Source organism: Paraburkholderia sediminicola, from assembly GCF_046026855.1.
Classification (GTDB): domain Bacteria; phylum Pseudomonadota; class Gammaproteobacteria; order Burkholderiales; family Burkholderiaceae; genus Paraburkholderia; species Paraburkholderia sediminicola_A.
Genome location: NZ_JAQQET010000012.1, coordinates 145,626 through 169,936, shown reverse-complemented (window position 1 = coordinate 169,936; position 24,311 = coordinate 145,626). Strand labels below are relative to the sequence as shown.

Annotated in this window: 21 protein-coding genes; 6 read left to right on the top strand and 15 right to left on the bottom strand. The window is 62.9% G+C overall.

What is annotated here, in order from left to right; all coding sequences use genetic code 11:
• Positions 1–20: 20 nt before the first annotated feature.
• The 4 genes from PQR40_RS15650 to PQR40_RS15635 form a co-directional block, all read right to left on the bottom strand.
• Positions 21–2,894, bottom strand: coding sequence for an Hsp70 family protein (locus PQR40_RS15650; RefSeq protein WP_408509336.1), 2,874 nt, complete (start codon positions 2,892–2,894; stop codon positions 21–23).
• A complete protein-coding gene (locus PQR40_RS15645) occupies positions 2,891–4,741 on the bottom strand; it encodes an Hsp70 family protein (protein ID WP_408509335.1) in 1,851 nt (616 codons plus the stop codon). Before PQR40_RS15645 ends, PQR40_RS15650 begins: the two co-directional genes overlap by 4 nt.
• Positions 4,738–5,316, bottom strand: coding sequence for a DUF2760 domain-containing protein (locus tag PQR40_RS15640; protein ID WP_408509334.1), 579 nt, complete (start codon positions 5,314–5,316; stop codon positions 4,738–4,740). Before PQR40_RS15640 ends, PQR40_RS15645 begins: the two co-directional genes overlap by 4 nt.
• A 294-nt stretch (positions 5,317–5,610) precedes the next feature.
• On the bottom strand, positions 5,611–6,507 hold the full coding sequence (locus tag PQR40_RS15635) for a LysR family transcriptional regulator (protein WP_408509333.1): 897 nt from the start codon (positions 6,505–6,507) through the stop codon (positions 5,611–5,613).
• Between the two features lie 131 nt (positions 6,508–6,638).
• Between PQR40_RS15635 and PQR40_RS15630 the strand changes: the two genes are divergently transcribed.
• A complete protein-coding gene (locus tag PQR40_RS15630) occupies positions 6,639–7,298 on the top strand; it encodes an NADPH-dependent F420 reductase (RefSeq protein ID WP_408509332.1) in 660 nt (219 codons plus the stop codon).
• Between the two features lie 267 nt (positions 7,299–7,565).
• Here PQR40_RS15630 and PQR40_RS15625 read toward each other — a convergent pair whose 3' ends face one another.
• The 3 genes from PQR40_RS15625 to PQR40_RS15615 all read right to left on the bottom strand — a co-directional run bounded on the left by PQR40_RS15625 (position 7,566) and on the right by PQR40_RS15615 (position 10,044).
• Positions 7,566–8,336 (bottom strand): SDR family oxidoreductase, encoded by a 771-nt coding sequence (locus tag PQR40_RS15625; RefSeq protein ID WP_408509331.1) that lies wholly within the window; start codon positions 8,334–8,336, stop codon positions 7,566–7,568.
• 75 nt (positions 8,337–8,411) lie between these two features.
• Complete coding sequence (locus tag PQR40_RS15620) at positions 8,412–9,266, bottom strand: alpha/beta fold hydrolase (protein ID WP_408509330.1); 855 nt, start codon at positions 9,264–9,266, stop codon at positions 8,412–8,414.
• Positions 9,267–9,348: 82 nt separating this feature from the next.
• Positions 9,349–10,044, bottom strand: a complete 696-nt coding sequence (locus PQR40_RS15615) for an alpha/beta fold hydrolase (protein WP_408509329.1) — start codon at positions 10,042–10,044, stop codon at positions 9,349–9,351.
• 177 nt (positions 10,045–10,221) lie between these two features.
• Here PQR40_RS15615 and PQR40_RS15610 point away from each other — a divergent pair, with 177 nt between their 5' ends.
• Entirely contained in the window at positions 10,222–10,854 is a 633-nt protein-coding gene (locus PQR40_RS15610) for a CGNR zinc finger domain-containing protein (RefSeq protein ID WP_408509328.1), read from the top strand.
• 79 nt (positions 10,855–10,933) lie between these two features.
• Entirely contained in the window at positions 10,934–11,488 is a 555-nt protein-coding gene (locus PQR40_RS15605) for a TonB family protein (protein ID WP_408509327.1), read from the top strand.
• 143 nt (positions 11,489–11,631) lie between these two features.
• Here PQR40_RS15605 and PQR40_RS15600 read toward each other — a convergent pair whose 3' ends face one another.
• Positions 11,632–12,504, bottom strand: coding sequence for an intradiol ring-cleavage dioxygenase (locus tag PQR40_RS15600; RefSeq protein WP_408509326.1), 873 nt, complete (start codon positions 12,502–12,504; stop codon positions 11,632–11,634).
• A 230-nt stretch (positions 12,505–12,734) separates the two neighbouring features.
• Between PQR40_RS15600 and PQR40_RS15595 the strand changes: the two genes are divergently transcribed.
• The gene (locus PQR40_RS15595) at positions 12,735–13,709 is read left to right on the top strand and encodes a response regulator (RefSeq protein ID WP_408509325.1); all 975 of its coding nucleotides are present in this window, start codon (positions 12,735–12,737) and stop codon (positions 13,707–13,709) included.
• Between the two features lie 73 nt (positions 13,710–13,782).
• A complete protein-coding gene (locus PQR40_RS15590; protein ID WP_408509365.1) occupies positions 13,783–15,222 on the top strand; it encodes a sensor histidine kinase in 1,440 nt (479 codons plus the stop codon).
• Between the two features lie 95 nt (positions 15,223–15,317).
• Here PQR40_RS15590 and PQR40_RS15585 read toward each other — a convergent pair whose 3' ends face one another.
• From PQR40_RS15585 to PQR40_RS15575, 3 genes are all read right to left on the bottom strand, one after another.
• Positions 15,318–15,815 (bottom strand): acyl-CoA thioesterase, encoded by a 498-nt coding sequence (locus PQR40_RS15585; RefSeq protein WP_408509364.1) that lies wholly within the window; start codon positions 15,813–15,815, stop codon positions 15,318–15,320.
• Positions 15,816–16,127: 312 nt separating this feature from the next.
• Entirely contained in the window at positions 16,128–16,592 is a 465-nt protein-coding gene (locus tag PQR40_RS15580) for a YjjA family protein (RefSeq protein ID WP_408230509.1), read from the bottom strand.
• A gap of 133 nt (positions 16,593–16,725) precedes the next feature.
• Complete coding sequence (locus PQR40_RS15575) at positions 16,726–17,529, bottom strand: IclR family transcriptional regulator (protein WP_408230512.1); 804 nt, start codon at positions 17,527–17,529, stop codon at positions 16,726–16,728.
• A 202-nt stretch (positions 17,530–17,731) separates the two neighbouring features.
• Between PQR40_RS15575 and PQR40_RS15570 the strand changes: the two genes are divergently transcribed.
• Positions 17,732–19,015: an MFS transporter gene (locus PQR40_RS15570; RefSeq protein WP_408509324.1), complete on the top strand. Its 1,284-nt coding sequence runs from the start codon at positions 17,732–17,734 to the stop codon at positions 19,013–19,015.
• Between the two features lie 81 nt (positions 19,016–19,096).
• Here PQR40_RS15570 and PQR40_RS15565 read toward each other — a convergent pair whose 3' ends face one another.
• The 4 genes from PQR40_RS15565 to PQR40_RS15550 form a co-directional block, all read right to left on the bottom strand.
• The gene (locus tag PQR40_RS15565) at positions 19,097–19,996 is read right to left on the bottom strand and encodes a DeoR/GlpR family DNA-binding transcription regulator (RefSeq protein ID WP_408509323.1); all 900 of its coding nucleotides are present in this window, start codon (positions 19,994–19,996) and stop codon (positions 19,097–19,099) included.
• Positions 19,997–20,147: 151 nt separating this feature from the next.
• The gene (locus PQR40_RS15560; protein ID WP_408230521.1) at positions 20,148–20,576 is read right to left on the bottom strand and encodes a RidA family protein; all 429 of its coding nucleotides are present in this window, start codon (positions 20,574–20,576) and stop codon (positions 20,148–20,150) included.
• Between the two features lie 34 nt (positions 20,577–20,610).
• Positions 20,611–22,251, bottom strand: a complete 1,641-nt coding sequence (locus PQR40_RS15555; RefSeq protein ID WP_408230523.1) for a hydantoinase B/oxoprolinase family protein — start codon at positions 22,249–22,251, stop codon at positions 20,611–20,613.
• Positions 22,248–24,302 (bottom strand): hydantoinase/oxoprolinase family protein, encoded by a 2,055-nt coding sequence (locus PQR40_RS15550; RefSeq protein WP_408509322.1) that lies wholly within the window; start codon positions 24,300–24,302, stop codon positions 22,248–22,250. The genes PQR40_RS15555 and PQR40_RS15550 overlap by 4 nt, the downstream gene beginning before the upstream one ends.
• Between the last annotated feature and the right edge of the window lie 9 nt (positions 24,303–24,311).

Sequence of the window (24,311 nt, the reverse complement as noted above, 5' to 3'; positions counted from 1 at the left end):
CTGCGTTGACCTTCGATCCGTCATAGCGTTGCGGTTATCAGTTTCAGCCCTGCAGGCAGCGATTCGCCGAACACGCGGCCTTCGTCGGCGTCATCGAGTTCCACCGTTTCGCTGACCATCGTGATCCACGCGCGTGGCGCATTCGCTGCTTCGAGCCGGCGCACGACGGTATGGCGCAATTCGTCGGGCAGGTCGCGCGAGCGGTCGCCGGTCATACGGGCGATCTGTACCGCGGCGAATGCCGCAGGGTCGACCTTCTTCCAGTCGAGCGCAAGGATCGCGTTCAGCCATTGTGCCGCGATGTCCGGCGGCACGACGCTATGCGCGCTGCCATAAAACGGCCGCCGCGCACCAATGCGGCCGACAGCCCACCAGCTCTGATGGTTTTCCGCGGGCTTTTTCAGCCGCGTGAGTACCGACTCGCCGAGCTCGATCTTGCGTTCAACCGGAATACGTTCGAGCGATGCGCCAAGCCGGACCATGTCGGTGAAACCGGTTTTCGACACGTCGAATGGCAGCTTGTGGCGCGATTGCGCAGCCGTTTGCAGATAGGCCATTGCGTCGAGCACGCGCAGTTGCGCGCTTTCGTCGAGGCCGCCCGCAGCGCGGCGCCATAGCGTCCACCATTCCGACCAGACCTGGCTTTCGTTGACGTACTGAATGCCGTCGTCGAAGAGCGACCAGAGCTGCTCGACACGCCATTCGTCGAGCGGATAGCCGAAGCCGGGCCGTACACAATAACCGGCGAGATTCAGCCACAAGCGCTCGTGGTCGGCCGAACGCCGACGGCGGCGCACGCGTTCCCACAGCGCGCCGAACAGTTCGCGCAGCAGCGCGCTGTTCCAACTCTCACGCGGCCCGAGCAGCTGCTCGAGTTGCGAGCGCAGGCGTTTGACTTCCTTCGGGTCGACTTTTTGCGTGCGTGAACCGAAACATCGGTCGATATGGTCGATGGATTCGTCGAGCGCGGGGTGCCGGACTTGTGCCGGATCCGCCTGCAGGTTTACCTGAGCGTATTCACGACGCAACTGGAATTCGAGCAACCAGCGCTGCGCGGGATTGCCGAGCTCGATGCAGTGGACTTCGAGCGTGCCCACTTCGGTCAGGGAGGTAGCGATTTGTACCGTCGTTTCGCCGCGCGCCGTGCTCGCGCCGCGTGGCTGTACGATCGTCGCGATAGGCGGCAGGCGAACGAAATCGCCTTGCGTAAGATCGGCCAGTTCGCCTGGTTGGTAGACCGTATCCGCGCTTGAAGAGGCCAGGTGAAAGCGCACCGGATGCCCGAGGCGCAGTGCAAACGTGTGGTCTTCGATACGAATTTCGTGGCCTTCTTCGGTGCCGCGCGGCAGCAGGCAGAGGCCGCGTTGCACCGGCTCGGCATTGCGATCGCCATTACCGGTTTCGTCCAGCACGAGGAAATAACTGCGCGCCGAGCCGCCACCGATTTTCGGCGCCTGGCCCGCGCGGGCGAGAGCATAAGCGACCGCGCCGCGCGCGACAGCGACGTCGGGATTGTCGTTGTGCAGAACGTTGAGCGGCTCGCCGCGCCATGTGCCCAAGGTGCTGGACAGACGCTGCGTCAGAGTCTCGGCGCGAAATACGCCACCGTTCAGCAGCAGTGTGTCCGGCACGGGCAATGTTTCGTCTTGACCTTCGCCCGCGTCAGAGGAAAGCGCAGAGGAACCGAGCGCCTTACGCGATTGCGCCGCGAAGCGGCTTAGAAACGCTGCGATATGACGCGTGACCGCTGCATCGGTGGCATAGGGCAAGCCGAACTCGACGATCGCGCCACGCGGTCTTCCGGGCCGTTCGTTCGATGCCACTGCTGGAAAGAATCCGTCGACGATGATCTGCTCGACTTCCTCGCGCGTCACCTGCGCGGTACGCGAGCCGCCGATCAGCTTCGACCCCGCACCGAGCAGCGTGATCGAAGCCGACTCCGGCGCGTGCGGACCGAGCAGTTGCTCTTTCGCGCCGCGACAACGCTCGACCAGTTGCGACAGACTTGCCGCCGACAAACGCGTGCGCTCGTTGCCCGCTTGCGGCAAGCGCGCCTCGACCCGATGCGCGAGTGCGAGGTCCAAGTTGTCGCCGCCGAGCATCAGATGGTTGCCTACGCCGATGCGCGTGAGTGCCGGCTCGCCATCGCGCATGCTGACTTCGATCAGCGTGAGGTCAGTGGTGCCGCCGCCCACGTCGCAGATCAGCACGAGCCGGGTGGCCGCCAGTTCAGTGGCCAGACTCTCGCGATGATGAAACAGCCAGTCGTAGAACGCGGCCTGCGGTTCTTCCAGCAGCCTTAACGTGGGCAGGCCCGCCATCCGCGCCGCTTCTACAGTCAGCGCTCGCGCGCCTTCGTCGAAAGAAGCGGGCACCGTTAGCACGATGTCCTGCGCTTCGAGTGGTGCATCCGGAAAGCGCTGATTCCAGGCCGCCCGCACGTGCGCCAGATAGCTCGCGCTGGCCTCGACCGGCGAGACCTTGCGGACATCGTCGGCGGCACCCCATGGCAGGATCGGCGCGGTGCGGTCGACTGATGCGTGCGACAGCCAGCTCTTCGCGCTCGCTACCAGCCGCCCTGGCACCTGGCCGCCGAGCGCACGCGCGAGCCTGCCGATCACTACAGGTTGAGTCTCTGCGGTATCGGTCGAACCCTCTGCTGCGCGCCACGGCAATTGCAGATCGCCCGCGCTCAGCTCGCCCGCCGCCGCGTGATACCGCACCGATGGCAGGAGCGGCTGCGCGGCGACTTCGCCGAGACTTACCAACTGATCGATCTCGAAGACGCGAATTTCCTGCGATCCTGCGGCAGGGTCGCCTGCCGCGGCATACGCCAGCACCGTGTTGCTGGTGCCGAGATCAATGCCGACGCTGTAGCGCTTCATCTCGGTCATGCATTGGCGCCGCCGCGCACGTCGAACTCGACCTTCCAGCGCTCGTCGGTACCGCGCGGCATGGCTTCGAGTTCGAGCGTGCCGGCTTCCGTCACGCGCGCATGCAGCTTCACCGGCACGACTTCACCCGCGGTGCGGCCGGCGGAGGGCAGCGTCGCCTGGATTTCCTCCAGTTCCTGCAATTCCTCGGGGCCCCAGAAGTCGAGCAGCGTGCCGACCTGATCCTGACGACGCACCGACGATCCGAAGAAGCGGAAGTGCACTGGCTCGCCGACGACCAGCCCGAACTCCTGCGCCGGCAACTCGGCGTCCGTGCCTTCTTCCATGCCGAACGGTGCGACACACAGTGCCTGCACCGGCGGCTCGAGACCGGGGACAGCGGGCATCGCCGATTCGATCGCGATGTAGTACGCGCGTGCCGTGCCACCCCGAATCCGCACCCCTTGGCCGCGCCGCACGTAGCCGTAATAGGCCGCGCCGCGCGCGACGGCGAGATCGAGATCCGCGCCTTCGAGCAGACGGGCGGGCGGTGCACCTTCGGCACTGAGCCAGCCATTGAGCGTGCCCATGATCCGCTCGACCAGCAGCGGCGACTTGAACACGCCGCCGTTGAAGAGCACGGCGGTGGGATGCAGGAAGGTCGCGCTTTCCACCGTGGCGATATCGCGCAAGCCGTCGAGTTCGGCGAGCGCGCCCACCTGACGGCCGAGGAAGGCCGCGAGATGCCGCGTGATACCCGCGTCCTGTGCATACGGCAGGCCGAGTTGCGTCAGACCGGCACGCGCGCGGCTCACCGGACGCGCCGCGCTATCCACCTGCGGGAAGAAGCCTTCGAGAATCGTTCGGGTCAACTCCGCACGCGTCAGTTCGGTGCGGATCGAACCGCCGATCAGCTTCGAACCGCGGCTCGGCACGACGAGCGGCACGGTATCGGTCGACGGGTCGCTGAGCAGCGTTTCCTTCGCCGCGCGGCAGGCATAGGTGAGGGCGCGCAGTTGCCACGCGTCGGCCTGAGTACCTTGTGCGGCAAGTTTGCGCGCGACCACGTGGGCAAGCGCGAGGTCCATGTTGTCGCCGCCCAGCAGAATATGTTCGCCGACCGCGACGCGATGCAGTTCGAGATTGCCTTCGCGTTCGATCACGGCGATCAGCGAGAGGTCGGTCGTGCCGCCGCCCACATCGACCACGAGAATGATGTCGCCGACCTTGACCTGCTTGCGCCACTGGCCGCCGCTCTTCTGAATCCAGCTATAGAGCGCGGCTTGCGGCTCTTCGAGCAGTGTCATGCGGCCGTAGCCGGCGGCCTCAGCGGCTTCGGCGGTCAATTCGCGCGCGGCCGGATCGAACGACGCGGGGATCGTCACCGTGATGTCCTGCTGGCTGAACGGTGCGTCCGGATGCGCGTGGTCCCACGCTTCGCGCAGGTGTGTCAGATAGCGCACCGAGCTTTCGAGCGGCGAAACGCGCGCGACTTCAGGCGGCGCGTCGTTCGGCAGAATCGCCGCGCGACGGTCGACGCCCGGATGGCACAGCCAGCTCTTGGCGCTCGACACGAGCCGGATCGGCGTGGCCGCGCCGCGGCTGCGGGCGAACTCGCCGACAGCGAATTCCCGCTGACCGGTCCACGGCAGGTACAGGTCGCCCGAGGCGAGTTCGTCCGGATGCGGCAGGTAGAGGAACGAAGGCAGCAGATCGAGGTTGTCGATCGCGCCGGGGCCCGTGAGTTGCGCGACCGGCAGCACGCCCTGGGCGGTCTTTTCGCCGTCGCTGGCGGTGGTGTCCACGTAGGACAGCGCGCAGTGCGTGGTGCCCAGGTCGATACCGATTGAGAAGCGCGCGTCGCTCATAGCTCCACCTCGGCCGGTGCAATCACCTTGGCGTTATGGCTGCCGGTCAGCTTGGGCAGACGCACTTCGTCGACACGCCAGCCGCGGTGGCTGATGCTGCCGTTAAACGGCGCTTTGCCGACGACGTTGCCGGTCAGGCGAATCGAGGACGCGTCGAAGCCTTCGGCCAGCGTCACGCGGCTGCCTTCGGCTTCGTCGCGCACCGGACGGATCGTGAAATGCTCGCGCAGCGTCGCGCGGCAGCCGTCGTGCACGAGGCGGGCGGCCGCGCCGATGTCGGCGTCGCTATAGCCCTTGATGTCTTCTTCGACGAAATCGATGAAGCGCGCGTCGCGTTGCAGCAGGCCGAGCAACTGGAGCGCGGCGTCCGGGCTCGCTTCCTTCAGCGTGGGCGCTTGCGGAGCGGGAGCCGGGGCGGCGGCAGGAGCGGGCGTGGGTACAGCGCTCGCGGCAGCGGCGCCACCTTTACGCAGGCGCAGCACGCCGCCGGCGAATTCGCCGTCGCCGAGGATGCTGAAAAACGTACTGACGGCAAGTGAAATCCTGCCGAGGAAAGACGGGTTCGAATCGGTCATGAATGCTCCTGAGGGGCTCTGTTAAAGGACGAGCTGTCCTGGCTGCGCCGCACGCGACGGGCCCGGCGTGCCAGATTGGCTCGATGGGCTGTTGCCATGCGTCTTTGCGAGGGTCGGCGGCAAGCATGCCGCCGAGGTCTGATTCATCGGGTCTTGCGGCGCGTTTTGCGCGCGCAAACCCGTATTTTGCCTTGTCGCGCGCCCGAAGCGGGCAAAGCCGGCCATTCTAGCGGTCAATGGGTGGAGATTGGCGGACGTCGAAGGGTGTCTGCCAGCCATGCCAGGCGGCTCATTTCACGCCGCGTGCGGCCCGAATTCGGCCACCACCTGGTCGATAAACGCGCGCAATTTCGGGGTGGCGCGGCTTGCCGGAAACACCAGGTGCATCGGGCGCGCGGGCGCTTCATAGCCGTTGAGCAGCCGTACCAGCCGGCCCGCGGCGAGCTCATCTTTCACCGCCACTGCGGGCGCGAGTATCACGCCGCCGCCGTTAAGGGCGGCGGCCAGCAGCGCTTTCACGTCGTTGGCCTGAAAGCGGCCGGAGATCGGCACGACGTGTTCGCCTTGCGCGTTGGCGAAATGCCATTCGGTCGCCACCGGCAAGCTCGTATAGACGAAGCTCAGACACTCGTGTTCCGCCAACGCTTGCGGTGTATGCGGCTCGCCGCGCTCGGCCAGGTAGCCGGGCGACGCGCAGGCGATCAGCCGGTAGGGCATCAACGGCCGCGCGATCAACGACGAATCCGACAGCGAGCCGAGCCGGATCGCGGCTTCATACCCTTCGTCGATCAGATCGACGAAGCGGTCGGTCAGCGCCAATTCGACCCGCACCTCGGGATGGGCTTTCAGGTAGCGCGTGATCATCGGCGCGAGACAGCAGGTGCCGAAGGTCACCGGCGCGGTGATGCGCAACCGTCCGCGCGGCGAGGCCGACAGCTCCTGCGCGACCGATTCGGCTGCTTCGGCATCCGCCAGCAGCGCCTTGCAGCGCTCGTAGAAAATCTGGCCGATCTCCGTGAGGCTCTGGCGGCGCGTGGTCCGGTTGAGCAAACGCGCGCCGACGCGCTCCTCCAACGTGCCGACATGCTTGCCGGCCATCTGCGCGGAGATACCGAAGGCGAGCGCGGCCGCGGCGAACGAGCCGCTGTCGGCTGTTTTCACGAACACGGCCATGCTGGTCAAACGATCCATTATTCCCCACTCCTGATTTCGACAGTCGATAAATATTACATATTTATCCAGTTTAAGTTTTGAATCATAGTGTTTCTCACCGACGGGCGTGCTCGACTGCGCGATCCGCGGATAGACATGGAGTGTGAAACATGAAGATAGGCATTCTCGGCGCCGGTTTTCTCGGCCGCGCGATGGCGACGCTCGCGAAGAACCATGGTCACGAAGTGATGATCAGTAATTCCCGCGATCCGCGGACCCTGATCAGCACGGCCGCGGCGATTGGCTGTGTGCTCGGCACGGCTGAAGACGCGGCGAAGTTCGGCGACGTGGTGGTGGTGACCGTGCCGTTCAGTAACATTGATGCGCTGCCGGCTGCGGCGCTCGACGGCAAGATCGTGATCGACACGTGCAACTACTATCCCGATCGCGACGGCCAGATCGAAGCACTCGACAGTCGCTCGACGACCACCAGTCAGATGCTGGCCGCCGCGTTGCCGGGCGCGAAGGTGGTGAAGGCCTTCAACGCGATTCTCGCGAAAGACCTCGAAACGGACGGCAAACCTGCCGATGCGGCGAACCGCCGGGCACTGCCGATTGCCAGCGATAACGCGCAGGCTAAACACGTGGTGAGTGGGCTTCTCGATCAGTTTGGCTTCGATCCGGTCGATGCCGGGGTGCTCGCCGACAGTTGGCGCTTCGAGCGTGCGAAACCGGTCTACTGTATTGCGCTGGATCGCGCGGGCATCGCCGAAGGATTGGCTGCGGCGAAGCGGGACGTCGAGTTGCCGCATGGGTCGTGGCGGCATTGACCGGCGCGTCGCGGCGATTGCCTGATGACGCAATCGCCGCAAGCTTGCGACGACGAAACTGACATTTCGGACGCGGCGATGGAAGAGGCGCTGCCGAGGCGCAAGGGCCGGCGCGTTACGCCCGAGGACTGGTATTCGATGCGTACTCCGCTGACGAACCAGCATGTCCTCGAGGCGCGCGGAATTGGACATTCAAGCTATCGGATATCTTTCCGCCTGCAGACCTACGGCGCTGTTCGGCAAAGCGGATTGCGATTGAGGTTCGCTTCAGATCGACTTAACCTCTCCGCCATCCATCCTCAACGTCGAGCCCGTCATCCAGTGAGCCGCGGGCGACACGATGAACGCCATCAGTTCGGCAATCTCCTCGGGCGTGCCATACCGGGCGATCCCCGCTTCGACAGGAAATCGCGCCGTCGCTTCTTCGACCGTCATGTTGTGTAGCGGAGCCCAATGTTCCAGATAGGATTGCCGCCGACCGGTCATCACTGGCCCGGGCAGCACACTGTTGACCTGCACACCGTCTGCAATGCCGCGGTCCGAGAAGGCTTTTGCCAGTGCCACGATCGCTGCGTTGATCGTGCCCACGGCCGCGTACGGCGCTTTGGGAAACAGCGCGGAATTGCCCGACATCAGCACCACCGATCCTGACGTCTGCTTCAACGACGGCCATGCCGCCACCGTTAATCGCCGCGCCCCGTGCAGCTTCAGCGCGAAGCCGCGGTCCCATTGATCGTCGCTCATCTCGAAGACGTCGATCTGCGGCACCGCGCCCGCAATGTTGAGTAACGCGTCGATCTGCCCGAACGCCGACAACGTCTGGTCGACGACTTTCTGCGCCGCCTCCGGATGAGACAGGTCGAGGTCGATGGGAAGCGGTTCGGCACCGGCTTTCTTTACGCCGTCAGCGGTCTGGGCGAGGTTCTCGCGATTGCGCGCAACGAGCACGACCGACGTAAAGTCCCGCGCCAACCTGATGGCGGTTGAACGGCCGATCCCCTGGCTCGCCCCTGTAACGATTGCTACCCTCGTGGACATTTCCTTTCTCCTTAACTCGTGAATGAGCTGCATGAACGGCGATTCAATCGACAACCATCACTCCGCGTCCGCATGTCAGCGAATAAGAAACCCCGAAATAGCCGCGGCGATCTCTGCTGCATGCGTTTCAAGCGCGAAGTGGCCGGTGTCGAAAAAGCGCACCTCGGCGTTCGGTATGTCTCGCTTGAATGCTTCGGCGCCAGGCGGCAGAAAAAATGGATCGTTCTTCCCCCATACGGCAAGAAAAGGAGGCTGGTGGGTGCGGAAATATTGCTGGAATGCGGGATACAACGCGACGTTGTTCCGGTAATCCTGGAACAGATCGAGCTGGATCTCGTCCGCACCCGGCCGGCTCAGATAGAAGTCGTCAAGTGAATAGCCGTCCGGCGACACGGCAGTGGGGTCCTGTACGCCATGCGTGTACTGCCACACGGTCGTTTCATGCGTCAGCATGGCGCGAAGCGCTTCGCGATTGGCATGCGAAGGATCCTGCCAGTAAGCGCGGATCGGATTCCAGCCCTCGCTCAAACCTTCTTCGTACGCGTTGCCGTTCTGCGAGATGATCGCGGCGATCCGCTCGGGGTGACTGAGTGCAAGCCGAAAGCCGGTCGGCGCGCCATAGTCGAATACGTACATGGCAAAGCGATCGAAACCGATCTGCTCGGTGAAGCGCTCGATCACGTTGGCGATGTTGTCGAACGTGTACGCAAAAGCATCGCGGCCCGGCATGTCCGACTGGCCAAAACCTGGCAGATCGGGCGCGACGATATGAAAGTGCTCGGCAAGCAGCGGGATCAGGTCCCGAAACATGTGGCTCGAACTCGGAAAACCGTGGAGGAGTAACAGCTTCGGAGCATTCGAACGACCCGCTTCGCGATAGAACACCTTGACGTGGTCTACGTCAGCATAACGATAGGCAATGGAGGACATGGCTTGACTCCCGATTGGGTAAGGGGTGTGTTGGAAATGGCATGCTGCGAACGTGCGTCGGCATGACCGGTTTCAGGTATCTCTAACGAGCCGGGACGGCCTCGATCGCTTCGACGATCACGTTGGTGACGACGTCAGGGGCCGTGACCATTGGCGTGTGATCGACTGCGTGTGAATGCACGCGCGCGTTCATGCGCTGTGCCATGAAATGTTGCGTGTCGGGACTGATCATCCGGTCCTGCCCGGCGGTCAGGAACCAGCTCGGCAGGTCCTTCCACAGCGGGCGCCCGACTGCCTCGCCAATGCACGAAGCTGAAATGGGGCGTTGAATCGCACCGAGCACGGTCAACTCCTGCGCGCTCGCGTGCTGTGCGAACGCCGCCGCGAATGCCTCCTCGGGCAGCCAGATCAGGCCATGCCGATCCGGCGACAGCGTGGGTGCCTGCGGGTGCGCTTCGCCACGGTAGAACACATCGCCCACCGTTTCGCCTTCATCAGGGGCAAGCGCGGCTATGTAAACCAGCGCCTTTACGTTGTCGGCGCGCGTCGATCCGATCACTGCGCCGGCGTAGGCATGCCCAACAAGTACAACCGGACCTTCGATGCGTTCCAGCGTTCTATCGAGGGCAGCGACGTCGTCTTGTAACGAGCTGAGCGGCAACGGCGCCGCAACTGACGTGATGCCGTATGCCTCCAGGCGTTCGATGACCTTGCTCCAGCTTGAGCCATCTGCCCACGCGCCATGCACGAGCACCGCGCTCACGTTGCCAATAGACATTTCTCGCTCCTTTGAAAGAATTGAATGCTGTTTGTGAGGCACGCACATCGAATCGCACCGCACGCTGAGTAACCTGATTAATTGTTATTTACAGGTTACAAACGAGAGGCGTAACTTGTCAAGAGCATTTTTAGTGGTTACGATGCCATCATCGTCACTTCACATTCGTCATGAGAAATGGACTACCGTCAGATCCCCGCGATAATGGTGGCCGATGCGCCTGGCCTCGATTTCCTGAACTCGGTCGCGACGCCGGTCGATGAAGCAGTCGACTGGATCAGCGACGGGGAAGGCTTGCTTGCCTGGTTGGACCAGGCGGAGTTCGTGCCGCACGCGACCCTTGAAGCGATACGGATCCGCTCGACGGCTGCCGAACTCGACGACGTTGCGGCACGCGCGCGTGAACTGCGCGAGTGGTTCAGGGGATTTGTCCGGAAGAGGAAAGGGCGGCCGCTAGTCGCCAAAGATTCGCGTGAGCTGGAACCCTTGAATCAACTGCTCGAGCGGGACCAGCAGCATGGTGAAATCGTCACGAATGCGTCAGGCGGCGTGACGAGCTTTGAGCTTCGCGCGAATCGGCGCTGGCAGTCGCCGGAGTCGCTACTCATGCCCATCGCCGAAGCACTGGCGAGGCTGGTATGTGAAGAGGATTTCACGTACGTGAAAGCGTGCGAAGGCCCGAAGTGCACCTTGATGTTTGCGGATCACACGCGTGGTCACGCCCGCCGGTGGTGCAGCATGGCGATCTGCGGGAACCGCGCGAAGGTTGCCGCTCACCGCAAGCGGCTCAAGGAACAGGAAGTCGGCTAGGCTACGGCTGGAGTGATCGTCAGGAATCGCACGCTGACATCCAGAATGGCTGACGAATGACTGATAAGCGGAACCGCATATGAATAACAACAATCGCTGGCTGCATGCCCTTGCTTCATTCGCGCTGTGTCTATTGGCAGCATGCACGACTGGCTCACAAAGCGAAAACGGCCCCACGCTGCCGTCGGCCGCTGACGTAACAAGCCGCTGTCTGACGCGTGTTGCAGGCAGCGGCGAGACGCCCCCAACGCTCGATCAATTAACCGGACCGCAATGGCGCCGCTACGTGGGGTGTGCGTTGGCAAGCAATATGTCCGTCGATTTGCGCACCGTCGCCGACAACCCGGAGGCGATTATTTCCATCCGGCTTAACGCTGACGGTTCGGTCAATTCGGTCGCGCCGCTGCACTCCAGCGGCAATCAGGCGTGGGACGCCGCGGTGCAGCGAGCGATAGCGGCTGCCTCGCCGTTACCGGCCGCACCTGCCAATCGCGAATTTGCGGGAGTCGACCTCCATTTCAGGCCTCAACATCGTCCGACCGGCATTGGAGGCAGCACGGGACTCACCGATGAAAGCCATTGGGAGACACGTCATTGCACGACGATGAGAGGGGTCACCACCACGTGCAATTAGTGCTGCTGGCGAAGCCAGACACGTCGTAACCTGGAATCGAATCACTGAAGCCCTGGGTGGTGCGGGCAACTAGTTCGGGTTCGGGTGAGGCACGATTCACATCCGGAATAAGTCACATTGCTTCTGCATCGACGATGATTTCCTCACAAGGCGCTCGCCTCACGGGCGAGTGCAAAGTCATAGTGCAGCAGCGACATATCGGAATCGACCGGATGACCAGCGGGCGTCGTTCCAGGTTGCTGCCGAACGAGCGGCTCGATGAGTGAATCCTTGACGCCGAACACCACGTCCGAATCGAGGTACGGGTCGCCGTCGAGGAACACATGCGTGACCAGTTTTTCGTAGCCGGGTGCGCTCACCATGAAGTGCACGTGAGCGGGGCGATAGGGGTGGCGGCCTTGCGCTTCGAGCATCTTGCCAACCGGGCCGTCGTGCGGAATCGGATAGTACCTGGGCACGATCGAGCGGAACCAGAAGCGGCCTTTAGCATCCGTGCGTAAGCGGGCCCGTCCTGTCAAACCTTCCAGACCGGCTTCGGCCTGAACATCGTAGAACCCTTGCGCGTCGGAATGCCAGGTGTCGACGATCGCGCCGGCCAGCGGCTTGCCGTCGATATCCGTCACCTTTCCTTCGCAGAAAAGGGCCGGCCCAGGGCGTGTGTCGATGACATCGCCGAGTTTGTATTCGGGCGGGTTCTCGACGTAGAACGGGCCGAGCACCGTTGTTTCGGTCGCGCGCTTCGATAGCCGGTGGTTGATGGCATCCACGAGCGTTGAAACGCCCAGGGCGTCGGACAGGAGAATAAATTCCTGCCGCGTGTCGGAGCACATCTTACCGATGCCGGTCAGGAATGCGATGGCCTCGCCCCATTCGTCCTGGGTGGGTTCCACGTCCCGTACGAAATCATGCAAATGCCTGACGAGCGACTCGCTGATTTGCCGGGCGCGTGGCGACTTGCATTCTGCAAGTCGATCAATGACCGCGGCGGTGATGTTGTTTTCGTCAAAGTTACGCATTGCCTGCTCCGTCCTGGTTTATGCCGCACGGGCCGCCCGGTCCGTAGACTCGAGCCGATTAAATTAAATTATTCCATCCGCATACTATGACGGAAAGGCCGCGCAAGTTTGCACTGTTCATTCAAAGACCCCGGTACTATATGGTTCAGCGAGAATCGGCCCGGGAGCCAGCGTGAGAGAAGCCGGCGTGCAAGCCGATGCGAGACACGCCGCATATTCCACGTAAAAACATGAACAATTTTATTCGACCCCCAGTTTTCTATCCGTCATCTGTCGTGTTCGTGGACGACAGCGATAGCTACCTTGATGCATTGCGCCGATTCTTTCCGGATATTTCCACCAATCTGTTTTTCACGCGGCCTCAAACCGCACTCGCTTTCATTCGCAAACATGCCCGCGAGAATTCGCTGGAGTTTGCGCCGGCGTCGGCCTGTCTGAGCGAGACGGGCCTGGAGCGCTATGTCGAAAGCTCGGCGGAGCGAGACATACTGGCCCGGGATTCCCGATTTGCAGAGGTGGCCGCGGTGGTCGTCGATTACGACATGCCTGGACTGAGTGGTGTCGAATTCCTTTCATCCATCTCCAATTTGCGTTGCGCGAAAGTGCTCCTGACCGGCGTCGCGGATGAGACTGTTGCGGTAAAGGCCTTCAATGCCGGCATTGTCGATTTGTATCTGAGAAAGACCGATGCGGATTCAGCTAACCGACTGGTGCATTTTCTAAAGGATGCCAGGAACAGGCATTGTTCAGAGGCAGGCTGGCTTGGCTTAGGCGAAAACGGTACGACATATTGCGATCCGAGAACGAGAAAAGTCATCGAGGAAGTGGTTGCCGCTGAAGGCATCGTCGAGTACTACTGGCGTCCGGAGCAGAATGCCATCCTGATGTTCGATCGTGCGGGCAACCCGAGCGTTTTCCTTGCATGGGCTGAGAATGACTGGATATCCCAGGCGGAGATCGTGGCGGATGAGAGTGGACCGGCCGATCTGTTGAGGCAGATGGCGGTACGCGAGTCGATGCCGGTTTTCTGGCCGCACCTGGCCTTTCGTCCCGGGACGGACTTCAGGGCAATAACGCCGCAAACCATCCCGGGCTGGGACGACGCTTTCTATTGCTGGACCCGGATAGATTCGACCGACGTGGGCGTGAGCACACTGACGTTTTCGCAATGGCGGAGTGACCGGAATCAGCAAGCCCACGGATGAGAGGGCTTTCTCTTCGCGTACTCTGCGATAAAAATGCCGGAATAGCCCAATGCTTCCAGACACATTGAGCCACATGTACGCTATTCCGACTGCTTTTGTGTCTGCGCTGTTCGTGGTGTTCGGCCTCTACGTACTCATCACGCAAGGGGTGACGCGTCTGTCCGCGCCATTTCTTTTGATGTGTGCGGCGACGTTTGCATGGCAGGGTACATGGACCTTGCTGTTCCAGACGGAAGATCCCCACATTGCGAGCGTGCTGGTCAGGGTCGGTTATCTCTTCATTCTCTTCCTGCCTACCACGTTCTATCACTTCGTCACGGAGGTGGCGGCGAGGCGTCGTGAGCAACCGGTGTTGCTCGCGTCTTACGGTATGTGTCTTGTCCTGGCTGTGCTGCTGCCCGGCAACGAAGTTATCGCCGGCTACCGCCACTATTTCTTTGGTTACTATCCGAGCGCCGGGCCGTTGCATCCCTTGCACGTGTTGCAGACCGTGTTGCTCGCCGGCCGCAGCGGACAGCTTCTGCTCGCCGCCCGCAAGCAGGCCGGCGGTGAAGCGCGCAGGCGTCTCGATCTCTGCTTTGCGAGCCTTTGCCTATACTCGTTCGCGGCAGTCGACTACGCGGTCAACTACGGCTACGCGTTCTATCCGCCTGGCGTGCTGTTCATCGCCCTTAGCCTTGGCCTTCTCGCGATCACGATTGTCCGCTATCACCTGATCCACCCCTATGCGCTCGCGGCGACCATCGCGCACGAAATCGCGACACCGCTTGCAACGATCGCCATGCACGCCGACGAAATCGCCAGCGTATGGTCCCACGTGTTCAAAGGTTACCGGCTGGCCGTCACGCATGGGCTTTACGACGACCAGGAGGTGCATTCCGGACAGCCCGAACGCGTCAGCCAGCTCGCCGCGGCGATCAGACGGGAGGTATCGGGCACCAGCGCAATGGTCGAAATGGCGCTCGCTTCATTCACGCTGGATCGTCTGGACCGCACCCGTTTTAGTCCTCATTCCATGCAGCAATGTGTGACGTCCGCGCTGGAACGCTATCCGTTCCGTGGCGGCGAACGTGCATGCGTCACCGTGGCGCCGATCGATGCAGCCTTATGCTTTTCAGGCTCGGACACGCTGGCGGTTTTTGTCCTGTTCAATCTGCTGAAAAACGCGTTGCACGCTATTCACGTGAGCGGCGAGGGCGAGATCGCCATCAGTGCGGTTCAGGAGCAGGGCTTCTGCGTACTGCGATTCCGCGACACGGGGCCGGGCATCGCGCCCGATGTGTTGCCGCATATCTTCGACGCCTTTTTCTCGACCAAGCGGCACGGAAGCGGCGCGGGCATGGGACTCGCATTCTGCCGCCGCGCGGCGGAGCTTCTGGGTGGCAGTATCGAATGCAGTTCGATGCGCGGTGCGCACACCACGTTCACCGTGCGCTTGCCGGTACCGGGCTCGCCGGCGGACCGCGCACTGAGCAAAGCGCCGGCGCGTTCCTTGCGCCGGCGTCAGGAGTGAAAGTTAAGCTTGGAAGTTAGCGGGGAATCTCAACGATAAAACCCAGCGATAAAACCCAGCGGAAAAAACTGAACGGCGAAGGTCAGCCGCTGAGATCAGGCGGCTAGCGCAGTCAACGGTAGTTCATACTCTTTGACCCGTTCGACGATCCCTTCCGGGAACCGCCTGATTTTCCGGTCCCGTCCGGCGTACAGGATCTGCTGGTAACCCTGCGAAACCTGGCGACCATCCACGCAGAAGCGAAACAGCAGGTAGGCCGAGCATTGCTTGACCTGCACCGTGTTCAGATAACAATCCACATGCTGGAAAGGGAATGTTTCGTGGACGTATTCCTGATGTGCGCGTTTGGTCACGAACATGCCGTCCGATCCCAGCAGGTTGTTGTGTATGCACTCATGAAACCACCGTTCGCGGCACACACCTTGCCACTCGAAATAACGTGAAAAATACGTGTTCATGAACGCGTTCGAGTCCTTTAGATAAATGTCGAACGTATGGTGGAAGGTCTTTAGCGAGGCCGTGGTCGTCGGGTCTTCGGAAAGGAGGGCGGAACCTCGGGTCAGGGCGCTAGGGATTGATTCACGCATCAACATACGATTTTCCTTTTGCAGGAACGGCTGCTTGCGGCAACCACGCATGCCTCCCTGTACGGCAGGCACATCCCATTCTGTTGGGGATGTGGGCCGCATGGCTATTGGCTGACAAACATGCGGCGCAGAAATCTTGAACTTCTCGTGGATCGAGCGTGTTGCGCGCGCGATTGCCGCGCAGGTTGAAACCCGTCGTACCCGAAAAACCGCCTTGGAAAGGCCGGTAACGTGCCGGCGGAGAACGCGGGCGAGGGCGTGGTGCATAACGCACCCGCCCCGGCGCCTCTACCCACTACGCATTGCTCCGTGCCATGCTCACAGCATGGATTTGCCCTGGGCAAGAATCTTGTCGCAAATCTGCTTCGTGGCCTGTTGCTTCAGGCCGCCGCCGCTCAGGTCCAATTGCTGGCCGCTGCTGCTGCTCAGGATACCTTTGGCGCCGTTGGTATAGCCGCTGTCGGACGAGGCGGCACTGGAACCGCCAGGCAGCTTGCTCATCAGCGAGTCCTTGACCGAAGACGCGCCGCTGTCGCTGACATAGTTGTTCTTGATGCAGAACTCCAGCACGCCCGCGACATTGCTGGTGCTGCCAGAGGTCAATGACTGACCCGACAAGGCACTGCCCATGCTACCGAGGCTCCCAAGGCCACCGGACGATCCGCTTCCGCTACCTCCGCTCTGGTTGAGCAGGTTGCCGAGTTGCGCCTGAGCGCCCGAGACAGGTAGTAATGCGGCGATCAGGATCCCTAGAGCTGTGGTGCGATACGTACGTGCTTTCATACTCGAACTCCTTTCTGGCTGGAAATCCTCTCTACTATAGTTCTTTTCAGAAGGCCGGCAGGCGGCGTTGTCACGTTACAAACCGCTGACCGATTCTATTCATCGGCAATATAAGCAGTACTGCGGATGCCGATCACATGCGTCCCGGCGACGCGAGATTGCGGTCGAGTGGATTCAGATGCGGCTGAATCCGCTCGACTTCTGCGCGCAGCAACCCGACATATTCTTCGATCAGTTGGGGCGTGAGCCGCGCAGCAAGGAACGTGAGCCCGAGCGACGCAAGCGGCCCGCTTTCAACCGCCGCGATCGGCACTGAAATGCCCGAGACGCCGACAATCAACTCGCCCCGGTCGAGGGCATAACCCTGCGCCGCCGTCTCCATCACCAGTTCCTTGACCCGCGTTTCGTTCAGCGCCGCATAGGCGCCGAAACGCGCCACGTTGCGCTCGACGACGGCGATCCGTTCCGGCTCGTCGAAAAAGGACAACATCGCAAGGCTGCCTGGCCCGACCCCGAGTGGCACGGAGCCGCCAATCGATCCCGTGAGCGTTTGCACGAGACACTCGCCGTCCCGGCGGTCAATGCAGACCGAGTCGTCCTGGTCGCGCGCCATCAGCACAGCCGTTTCCCCGGTGGCGTCGCGCAGCCGTTGCAGCGCGGGTTGGAACTGGCTGCGCAAGCCGGGCCCGTTGGCCGCTTTCGCCCCGTACACGAGCAGCTTGGTGCCGAGCCTATAGCGCCGTCCCTTGTCGGCCTTGCTCAACAGGGCATGGCCGACAAGGGACGAGAGAATCCGGTGGCACGTCGCCTTGTTGAGTCCGGTCCATTCGCACAGGTCCTTGAGCGTGACGCCTTCCCCGCGACTGTTCGCGACGAGGTCGAGGATCAGCACGGTTCTGTCGATCAGCTGTGCGCCAGCCTTTACGTGACTTTCCATTGAGGTTTTATGTCGGTTCTAAAGTTCCATTATATAAAACTTTATAAATAAATTAATCAGATTATGAGATTGTTGTTGACGTCGATTTTTGCCCTTTTCATCATGGCTTCACTGGATTCTTCGTGAAAGCGTGCCGCGGCCCTGGTTGTCGCCGTACGTCGGCAGTTCGTCCGTGGCGTTCAACGAGAGGAGAGGGATCGCAATGAAGCAGTCGCTTTTGCTTGATGATTCGACGCAGTTAGAGGCATCGGAAGGGGCAGCCGGGATGACCGGGCGCGCGCAGTATCGGCGTGTGGTCGCCGCATCCGCGCTGGGCTGGGGGCTGGACGGTTTCGATCACACGATGTTCGCGCTTGCGCTCGGTGCGATCCTGACCACGCTGCATCTTTCGATCGGCATTGGCGGCACGATCTCGACGGCGAGTCTCGTTGCCTCGGCGATCGGCGGCATGATTGGCGGTGCGCTTGCGGACCGTTACGGACGCGTGCGTGTGCTGGTCTGGGTTGTGGTTGGCTTCAGCGTGGCGACTGCGCTGACCGCGACCGCGCAGAATGCCGCGCAACTGGTGGCGTGGCGCACGCTCGAAGGACTCTGCTTCGGCGCGGAATGGCCAGTCGGTGTGGCGCTGCTGTCCGAGTTCGCGCGTGTCGAAAGCCGTGGCCGGACAATGGCGTTCATGCAGAGCGCGTACTCGGTAGGGTGGGCCGCATCGACGATCGCGTGGTTCGTGGTTTTTTCGGCGACGGGAGGCGAGCACGCCTGGCGCTGGCTGTTCGTGCTCGGACTGCTGCCGGCGTTCGTGATTCTCGTCATCCGGCGTGGCATTCGCGATCGCACGGCGCCTCCGGCACGCGGCGCGTCGAATCCGCTCGCCGGCATTGGGCGGCTCTTTCACGCCGACCTGCGGCGGCGCACTTTATCCGCCACGGTTTTTCTCGTCGGCGCTCACGGCAATTACTACTCGATCGTCACGTTCTTGCCGCTTTATCTCGCCACCGAGCGCGGACTGCACGTGGCCGGCACCACGACGTTCATGCTGGTGCAGATTCTCGGCGGCTTCATCGGCTATGTGTCGAGCGGTTTCTTTCACGATCGCTTTGGCCGCCGTCCTACGCAAACCGCAACGTTCCTGTTTTCGATTGTGAGTATTGCCGCGTTTCTCTACACGCCGGTGCAGTCGACCGCGATGGGTTATGCGCTGGTGTTTCTCGTCGGCATGAGTATTTCGTCGTCGGCGGGCGGACTCGGTGCGATTCTCTCCGAGCAGTTTCCGACCGCCGTGCGCGGCGCGGGCGTTGGCTTTACGTATAACGTCGGGCGCGGCATCGCGTCGTTCGGGCCGATGCTGATCGGTTTCATGGCGGGCCGTGACGGACTGGGGTGGTCGATGATGGTGGTGGGCATCGGGCTCGCGTCGCTTTCGACTGTCGCGCTCTGGACGTTGCGTGAAACGAAGGGACTGCAGATCACCGGCGCAGCGGATTGAGCGCCGGGAGGCAGCACGACGCGTGCTGCCTCCCCGGCTTACCCCTGATGGCGTTGTCCGGGGGACCGGTTTGCCGGATCTTTATGCGGGGTCGGGGAGTGCGCCGCCGGTGGAAGGCGGGCTGGCGGCATCGTTCATCGGCACGCGCGTGATCTTCACCCGCAGTTGCCGGTACTGCTGGTATTCGCTGTCCGCCAGTCCGTCGTCGGTGATGATCTCGTGAATGTCGTCCAGTTCGGCAATGCTGTGAATGGCGCGCCCGGCGAAGCGGCTGCTGTCGATCAGCAGGGTTGTCTGGCTGGCCGCACGGATCATTGCGCGCTTGAGCGTGACCAGTTCGAGGAAGGTGTCGGATACGCAGTGGTCGTCGACCGCCTGCGCGGACAGGAAGAACTGGTCCACGCGAATATCGCGCAGGAACGAGAGGCCTGGCTCGCCGAGCAGCGTATAGGCACGCGGGCGGCACTGACCGCCCGGCACGATCAGCTTGACGTGCGCCTTGTCGGTCAGAATGTTGGCGACGAGCAGGTCGCTCGTCACGACCGTCAGCGAGATTTTCAGCTCGGCGACCGCCTGCGCGAAATGATGCATGGTCGAGCCGGTGTCGATCAGGATGCTCTGTCCGTCCGAGAGCCGTGTGGCCGCTTCGAGCGCGATCGCATGTTTTTCCTCGGCAGCGGTGCCGCGGGCTTCGTCGATCGACGGCTCGTAGGTTGCGCGTTGCCGGATGAGCACTGCGCCGCCGTGCGTGCGCCGCACGACGCCCTGTGCGGCGAGCGCGTCGAGGTCGCGCCGGATCGTGGAAACAGATGCGTTGAAGATTCGCGCCAGTTCCTGATTGGACCCGCCGACGTTGTGCTCGAACCAGTCCGCAAGGCGGTGCTGGCGCTCGGCCTGGATCATGTCCTCCGGCATTGCCGCGGGGCGGTCCTCGGGTGCGGTCTTGCCGCCGGTCGTCGGGTCGCTGGGCGTTTTTGCCATCTTTCTATTCTCCTCGGGCATCTTCATTCAGTTTCAGTCCCGCGAAGATACACGAAGTGCGCGTTCGCTCGGTGAGCAGGTACAGACAGACACAGGGGAGAAGGGCCGGGCCGCCGTGTCGCAGCCCGGCCCGCGCCGGCCGTGGCGACGCTCAAAGGCTGATCCTCAGATTGGTCGCCTTCGTCGCGCCGGCGCCACGATACGCGGTGATCTCGATCTCAACCAGATACTCCGGGCCGGCGAGCGGCGTCGCGGTGATCGTGCTGGCTGGATCGACGCCGCGAAACTTCTCCGCGATGACGCTCATGATCGCCTCCTTGTGCTCCAGATACGGTACTGAGACGCGCGTGCGCACGACGTCGGCAAGGCTCGATTCCACAGCCTTCAGCGCGCCCTCGATATTTGCGAAGCATTGCCGGGTCTGCTCGGCCGCGTCGTTCGAGATTTCACGGGTACGGTAGTTGCGGCCGGCCGTATTGGCGACGAGTATCCAGTTGTCCACCACGACCGCGCGCGAATAGTTGAGTTTGTCTTCGTAGAGGCTGCCGGATTTTAGTTTGATGACCTGCGGGGATTCCATCGTTGCGACTCCTGTTGGGATGATGGGACGGGCGTTAGCCCGGTTGCGTGACGAGGTCGCCGTAAGCGCGGCGGGCGAACTCAGGGGTGATGCGTTCTTCGAGCAGGTCGCGCTGGATCCGCTCGGGCGGGCGGCCCGACGGCGCGCCATAGCCGCCGCCTCCGGGCGTCACGATCTCGACAATGTCGCCGGGTTTGAGCGGTGTGGTCCTGCCCGACATCGGCTGGCCGTTCACGACGCACGCGGAGCCCTGCGCCATGCCGCCGCCTTCGAGGCCCCACGGCTGCGAGAGCAAACGCGAAGTCTCCACGCCGATCCGGCAGGCGGCTTCGGCGCGGTATACGCGGCGCAGCCCCATGCCACCGCGCCAGGCGCCCGCGCCGGCCGAATCGTTGACGAGCTCGTAGCGCAGCAGCGTCAGCGGATACTCGAGTTCAAGTGCTTCGACCGGGAGATTCGACGTGTTGGTCAGATGAACGTGAATGCCGCTCAATCCGTCCGATGCAGGACGCGCGCCGCCGCCGCCGCCGATTGTTTCGAGGTAGACCCACAGGTTGCCGTTCTGCTGGGTGCCACTGAAGATCGCCGCCGCGCAGCAGCCGTTGCCGGCCGCCATCACCTTGTTCGGCAGCGCCTGCGCGAGCGCGCCGTAGACCATGTCAGCCACGCGCTGGCACGCCGATAGACGGCTGTTGACCGCGGCCGGATGGCTGCAGTTGAGCAGCGAGCCTTGCGGCGCTTCGACATGGATCGGCCGCGCGAGTCCGGCGTTCGGCAGGACGGTCGGATCGACAACGGCTTTGACCGCGTAGTAGCAGGTGGCGAGCAGGCCGGTATAGATGACGTTCAAGCCGTTGCGCATCTGCGGGGGCGCGTCGAATACGAGTCGCATCTCATCGCCCTCGATCGTGATGGCGACGCTCAACTCGAGTTCTCCATCGAATTGCAGGTTGTCGAAACGGTCGCTGAAACGATAGGTGCCGTCGGGAATTGCCGCGATGCCGGCGCGCATCTTGCGCTCCGCATAATCCTGCAACGCGTCGCCCGCCTGTTGCACGCGCCCGGCGCCGTATTTCGCGCAGAGTGCCTGCATCCGTTGCACGCCCACCCGGTTCGCCGACATCTGCGCGCGCAGATCGGACACGCGCTCATGCGGCACCTGGCAGTTCAGCAGGATCAGCTCCTGCACGTCGTTCTGCAGCACACCTTCGCGGTACAGCTTGACGGGCGGAATGCGCAGACCTTCCTGATAAATATGGGCGTGGCCGCGATCCGCGAAATCGGAGTGGTGCGCGGTGTTGAGCGCCCACGCCACGAGCTCGCCGTCGTAGAACACCGGCTCCGCGAGCACGATGTCGGGCAGGTGCGTGCCGCCGCCTTCATACGCGTCGTTGCCGATGAACACGTCGCCGGGGCGGATCTGGTCGCGCGCAAAGCGCCGCGTGATGTGCGGAATCGTTTCGAGGAAGCTACCGAGGTGCATCGGAATGTGCTCGGCCTGGCACAGCGTGTTGCCGGTGCGGTCGAATAGCGCCGTCGAGCAGTCGCGCCGTTCCTTGATGTTCGTCGAATAGCTCGCACGCACGAGCGCTTCGCCCATTTCTTCGGTGATCGACGCGAGGGCGCTGCCGATCACTTCGACGGTAATCGGATCGATATACGGTGTCGCGCTCATTTTTCGATCTCCAGGATCAGGTTCAGGTACGGATCTACGGTGGCGTTCATGTCCGGCAGCACGACGGTGGTGGCGTCCATCTGTTCGACGATGGCCGGTCCCCGGAACGTGTGGCCGCAGAGCAGCCTGTCGCGCGAATAGATCGGGCAATCGACGAAGGCGCCGGCTTCCTCCATGTACACCTCGCGCCGGCCGATCAGCGCGGCGCTCGCGTCGGGGCCCGCCGAAGGCGCGGCGGCGAACTGCGCTTTTTTCACGCGGCCGGCGGCTTCCACACGCAGCGTGACGAACTGGATGGTCTCGCCTTCAGCGACAAAACCGAAGCGCTGGCGATGCACCTGTTCGAAGCCGCTGGCGAGCTGCGCGAGCGTCGCTTCGGTGATGGGGCCAACCGGAACCGGCACCGACAGCTCGTAGTTCTGCCCGAGATAGCGCATGTCGGCCGTGCGGGTTGTCGACTGCTGGTCGGCCTCGATGCCTTCGCGCGCGAACCAGCCTTGCGCCTGGGCGCCGAGTGTCCTGAAGCCCTGTTCGATCGCATCGAGCGATTCCGGCGCGAGACGCAGCACGCGGCTCAACGCGAAGTCGGCGCGCAGATCGGTGAGCAGCAGCCCGAGCGCGCACAGCGCGCCCGGCGTGAGCGGCACGACGATGCGCTTCATGTCGAGTTCCTGCGCGAGACGCGCCGCATGCAGCGGGCCGGCGCCGCCGAATGCCATCAGCGCGTAGTCGCGCGGATCGTGGCCGCGCTGCACACTGATCACGCGGATCGCTTTCGCCATGTTCGCCGTGACCACGGACACGATGCCCTGGGCGGTTTCCATCACGCCGATGCCGAGCTGATCGGCAAGGTGCTGCATCGCCTCGAGTGCGAGATCGCGGCGCACCTTCATCCGGCCGCCAAGAATTTCGACGGGGTTCAGCGTCTGCAACACGATGTTCGCATCGGTGACGGTCGGCTCGACGCTACCCCGGCCGTAGCACACCGGGCCGGGGTCGGCGCCCGCGCTGCGCGGGCCGACCTTCAGCAGGCCGCCGCTGTCGACATAGGCGATCGAACCGCCGCCCGCGCCGACCGTATGGATGTCGAGCATCGGCGCCTTGATCGGATAGCCGTGCACGTTCGCCTCGCCGGTCAGCGCGCAGTGGCCGCCTTGCAGCAATGCAACGTCGCTGCTCGTGCCGCCGACGTCGAACGTGATGACGTTGTCGTAGCCGGCCAGCCGGCCGATCTCCTGCGCGGCGACAACACCAGTGCTCGGTCCCGACAACACGGTGCGCACTGGCAGTTCGGCGGCCGTCTCGAAGCCGATCACACCGCCGTTCGACTGCGTGAGTTGCGGCGCGACGCGCAGGCCGAGCTCGTCGAAGCGGGCTTGCAGACGCTGGATGTAGCGCTGCATGATCGGGCCGAGATACGCATTGACCACGGTGGTCGACAAGCGCTCGTACTCGCGGAACTCCGGCGCGACCTGGTGCGATGCGCTGACGAACACGTCAGGCAGCATCTCGCGCACGATCTCCAGCGCGCGCTGCTCGTGCGCGGTGTTGAGAAAGCCGTAGATGAAACAGATTGCGACCGCCTTGACGTCGGCGTCCGCGAACTTGCGTGCGGCGGCGCGAATGCCGTCCTCGTCGAGCGTGAGTTCGACCTCGCCGTTCGCGCGCAGCCGCTCCCTGACCTCGATGCGCAGATCGCGCGTGACGAGCGCTTCCGGCTTTTCGGCGTTCATGTCGTAAAGGCTCGGGCGCTTCTGGCGACCAATTTCAAGCAGATCGCGAAAGCCGTCCGTGACGACGAGTCCGGTCTTCACGCCGCGCAACTCGATCAGCGCGTTCGTCGCGACTGTCGTGCCGTGACCGAGAAAGACGATCTCGCCGGCCTTGGCCTCGACCGTCTTCAAGCCCTCGATCACCCCGTTGGCGATGCCCAGCGACGGGTCCGCCGGCGTTGAGGGCACCTTCCAGATCTTGAGACGGCCCGTCGCATCGTCGAACATGCAGACATCCGTAAACGTACCGCCCGAATCAACACCTATTCGCCAAGCCATGTCGTCAGA

Coding starts and splice junctions, on each gene's coding strand:
- PQR40_RS15570 (WP_408509324.1), top strand. CDS start 17,732: ATGAAGCAGTCGCTTTTGCTTGATGATTCGACGCAGTTAGAGGCATCG.
- PQR40_RS15635 (WP_408509333.1), bottom strand. CDS start 6,507: ATGGATCGTTTGACCAGCATGGCCGTGTTCGTGAAAACAGCCGACAGC.
- PQR40_RS15550 (WP_408509322.1), bottom strand. CDS start 24,302: ATGGCTTGGCGAATAGGTGTTGATTCGGGCGGTACGTTTACGGATGTC.
- PQR40_RS15590 (WP_408509365.1), top strand. CDS start 13,783: ATGTACGCTATTCCGACTGCTTTTGTGTCTGCGCTGTTCGTGGTGTTC.
- PQR40_RS15555 (WP_408230523.1), bottom strand. CDS start 22,251: ATGAGCGCGACACCGTATATCGATCCGATTACCGTCGAAGTGATCGGC.
- PQR40_RS15600 (WP_408509326.1), bottom strand. CDS start 12,504: ATGCGTAACTTTGACGAAAACAACATCACCGCCGCGGTCATTGATCGA.
- PQR40_RS15560 (WP_408230521.1), bottom strand. CDS start 20,576: ATGGAATCCCCGCAGGTCATCAAACTAAAATCCGGCAGCCTCTACGAA.
- PQR40_RS15650 (WP_408509336.1), bottom strand. CDS start 2,894: ATGACCGAGATGAAGCGCTACAGCGTCGGCATTGATCTCGGCACCAGC.
- PQR40_RS15620 (WP_408509330.1), bottom strand. CDS start 9,266: ATGTCCTCCATTGCCTATCGTTATGCTGACGTAGACCACGTCAAGGTG.
- PQR40_RS15605 (WP_408509327.1), top strand. CDS start 10,934: ATGAATAACAACAATCGCTGGCTGCATGCCCTTGCTTCATTCGCGCTG.
- PQR40_RS15625 (WP_408509331.1), bottom strand. CDS start 8,336: ATGTCCACGAGGGTAGCAATCGTTACAGGGGCGAGCCAGGGGATCGGC.
- PQR40_RS15595 (WP_408509325.1), top strand. CDS start 12,735: ATGAACAATTTTATTCGACCCCCAGTTTTCTATCCGTCATCTGTCGTG.
- PQR40_RS15610 (WP_408509328.1), top strand. CDS start 10,222: ATGGACTACCGTCAGATCCCCGCGATAATGGTGGCCGATGCGCCTGGC.
- PQR40_RS15645 (WP_408509335.1), bottom strand. CDS start 4,741: ATGAGCGACGCGCGCTTCTCAATCGGTATCGACCTGGGCACCACGCAC.
- PQR40_RS15640 (WP_408509334.1), bottom strand. CDS start 5,316: ATGACCGATTCGAACCCGTCTTTCCTCGGCAGGATTTCACTTGCCGTC.
- PQR40_RS15580 (WP_408230509.1), bottom strand. CDS start 16,592: ATGAAAGCACGTACGTATCGCACCACAGCTCTAGGGATCCTGATCGCC.
- PQR40_RS15615 (WP_408509329.1), bottom strand. CDS start 10,044: ATGTCTATTGGCAACGTGAGCGCGGTGCTCGTGCATGGCGCGTGGGCA.
- PQR40_RS15630 (WP_408509332.1), top strand. CDS start 6,639: ATGAAGATAGGCATTCTCGGCGCCGGTTTTCTCGGCCGCGCGATGGCG.
- PQR40_RS15565 (WP_408509323.1), bottom strand. CDS start 19,996: ATGGCAAAAACGCCCAGCGACCCGACGACCGGCGGCAAGACCGCACCC.
- PQR40_RS15575 (WP_408230512.1), bottom strand. CDS start 17,529: ATGGAAAGTCACGTAAAGGCTGGCGCACAGCTGATCGACAGAACCGTG.
- PQR40_RS15585 (WP_408509364.1), bottom strand. CDS start 15,815: ATGTTGATGCGTGAATCAATCCCTAGCGCCCTGACCCGAGGTTCCGCC.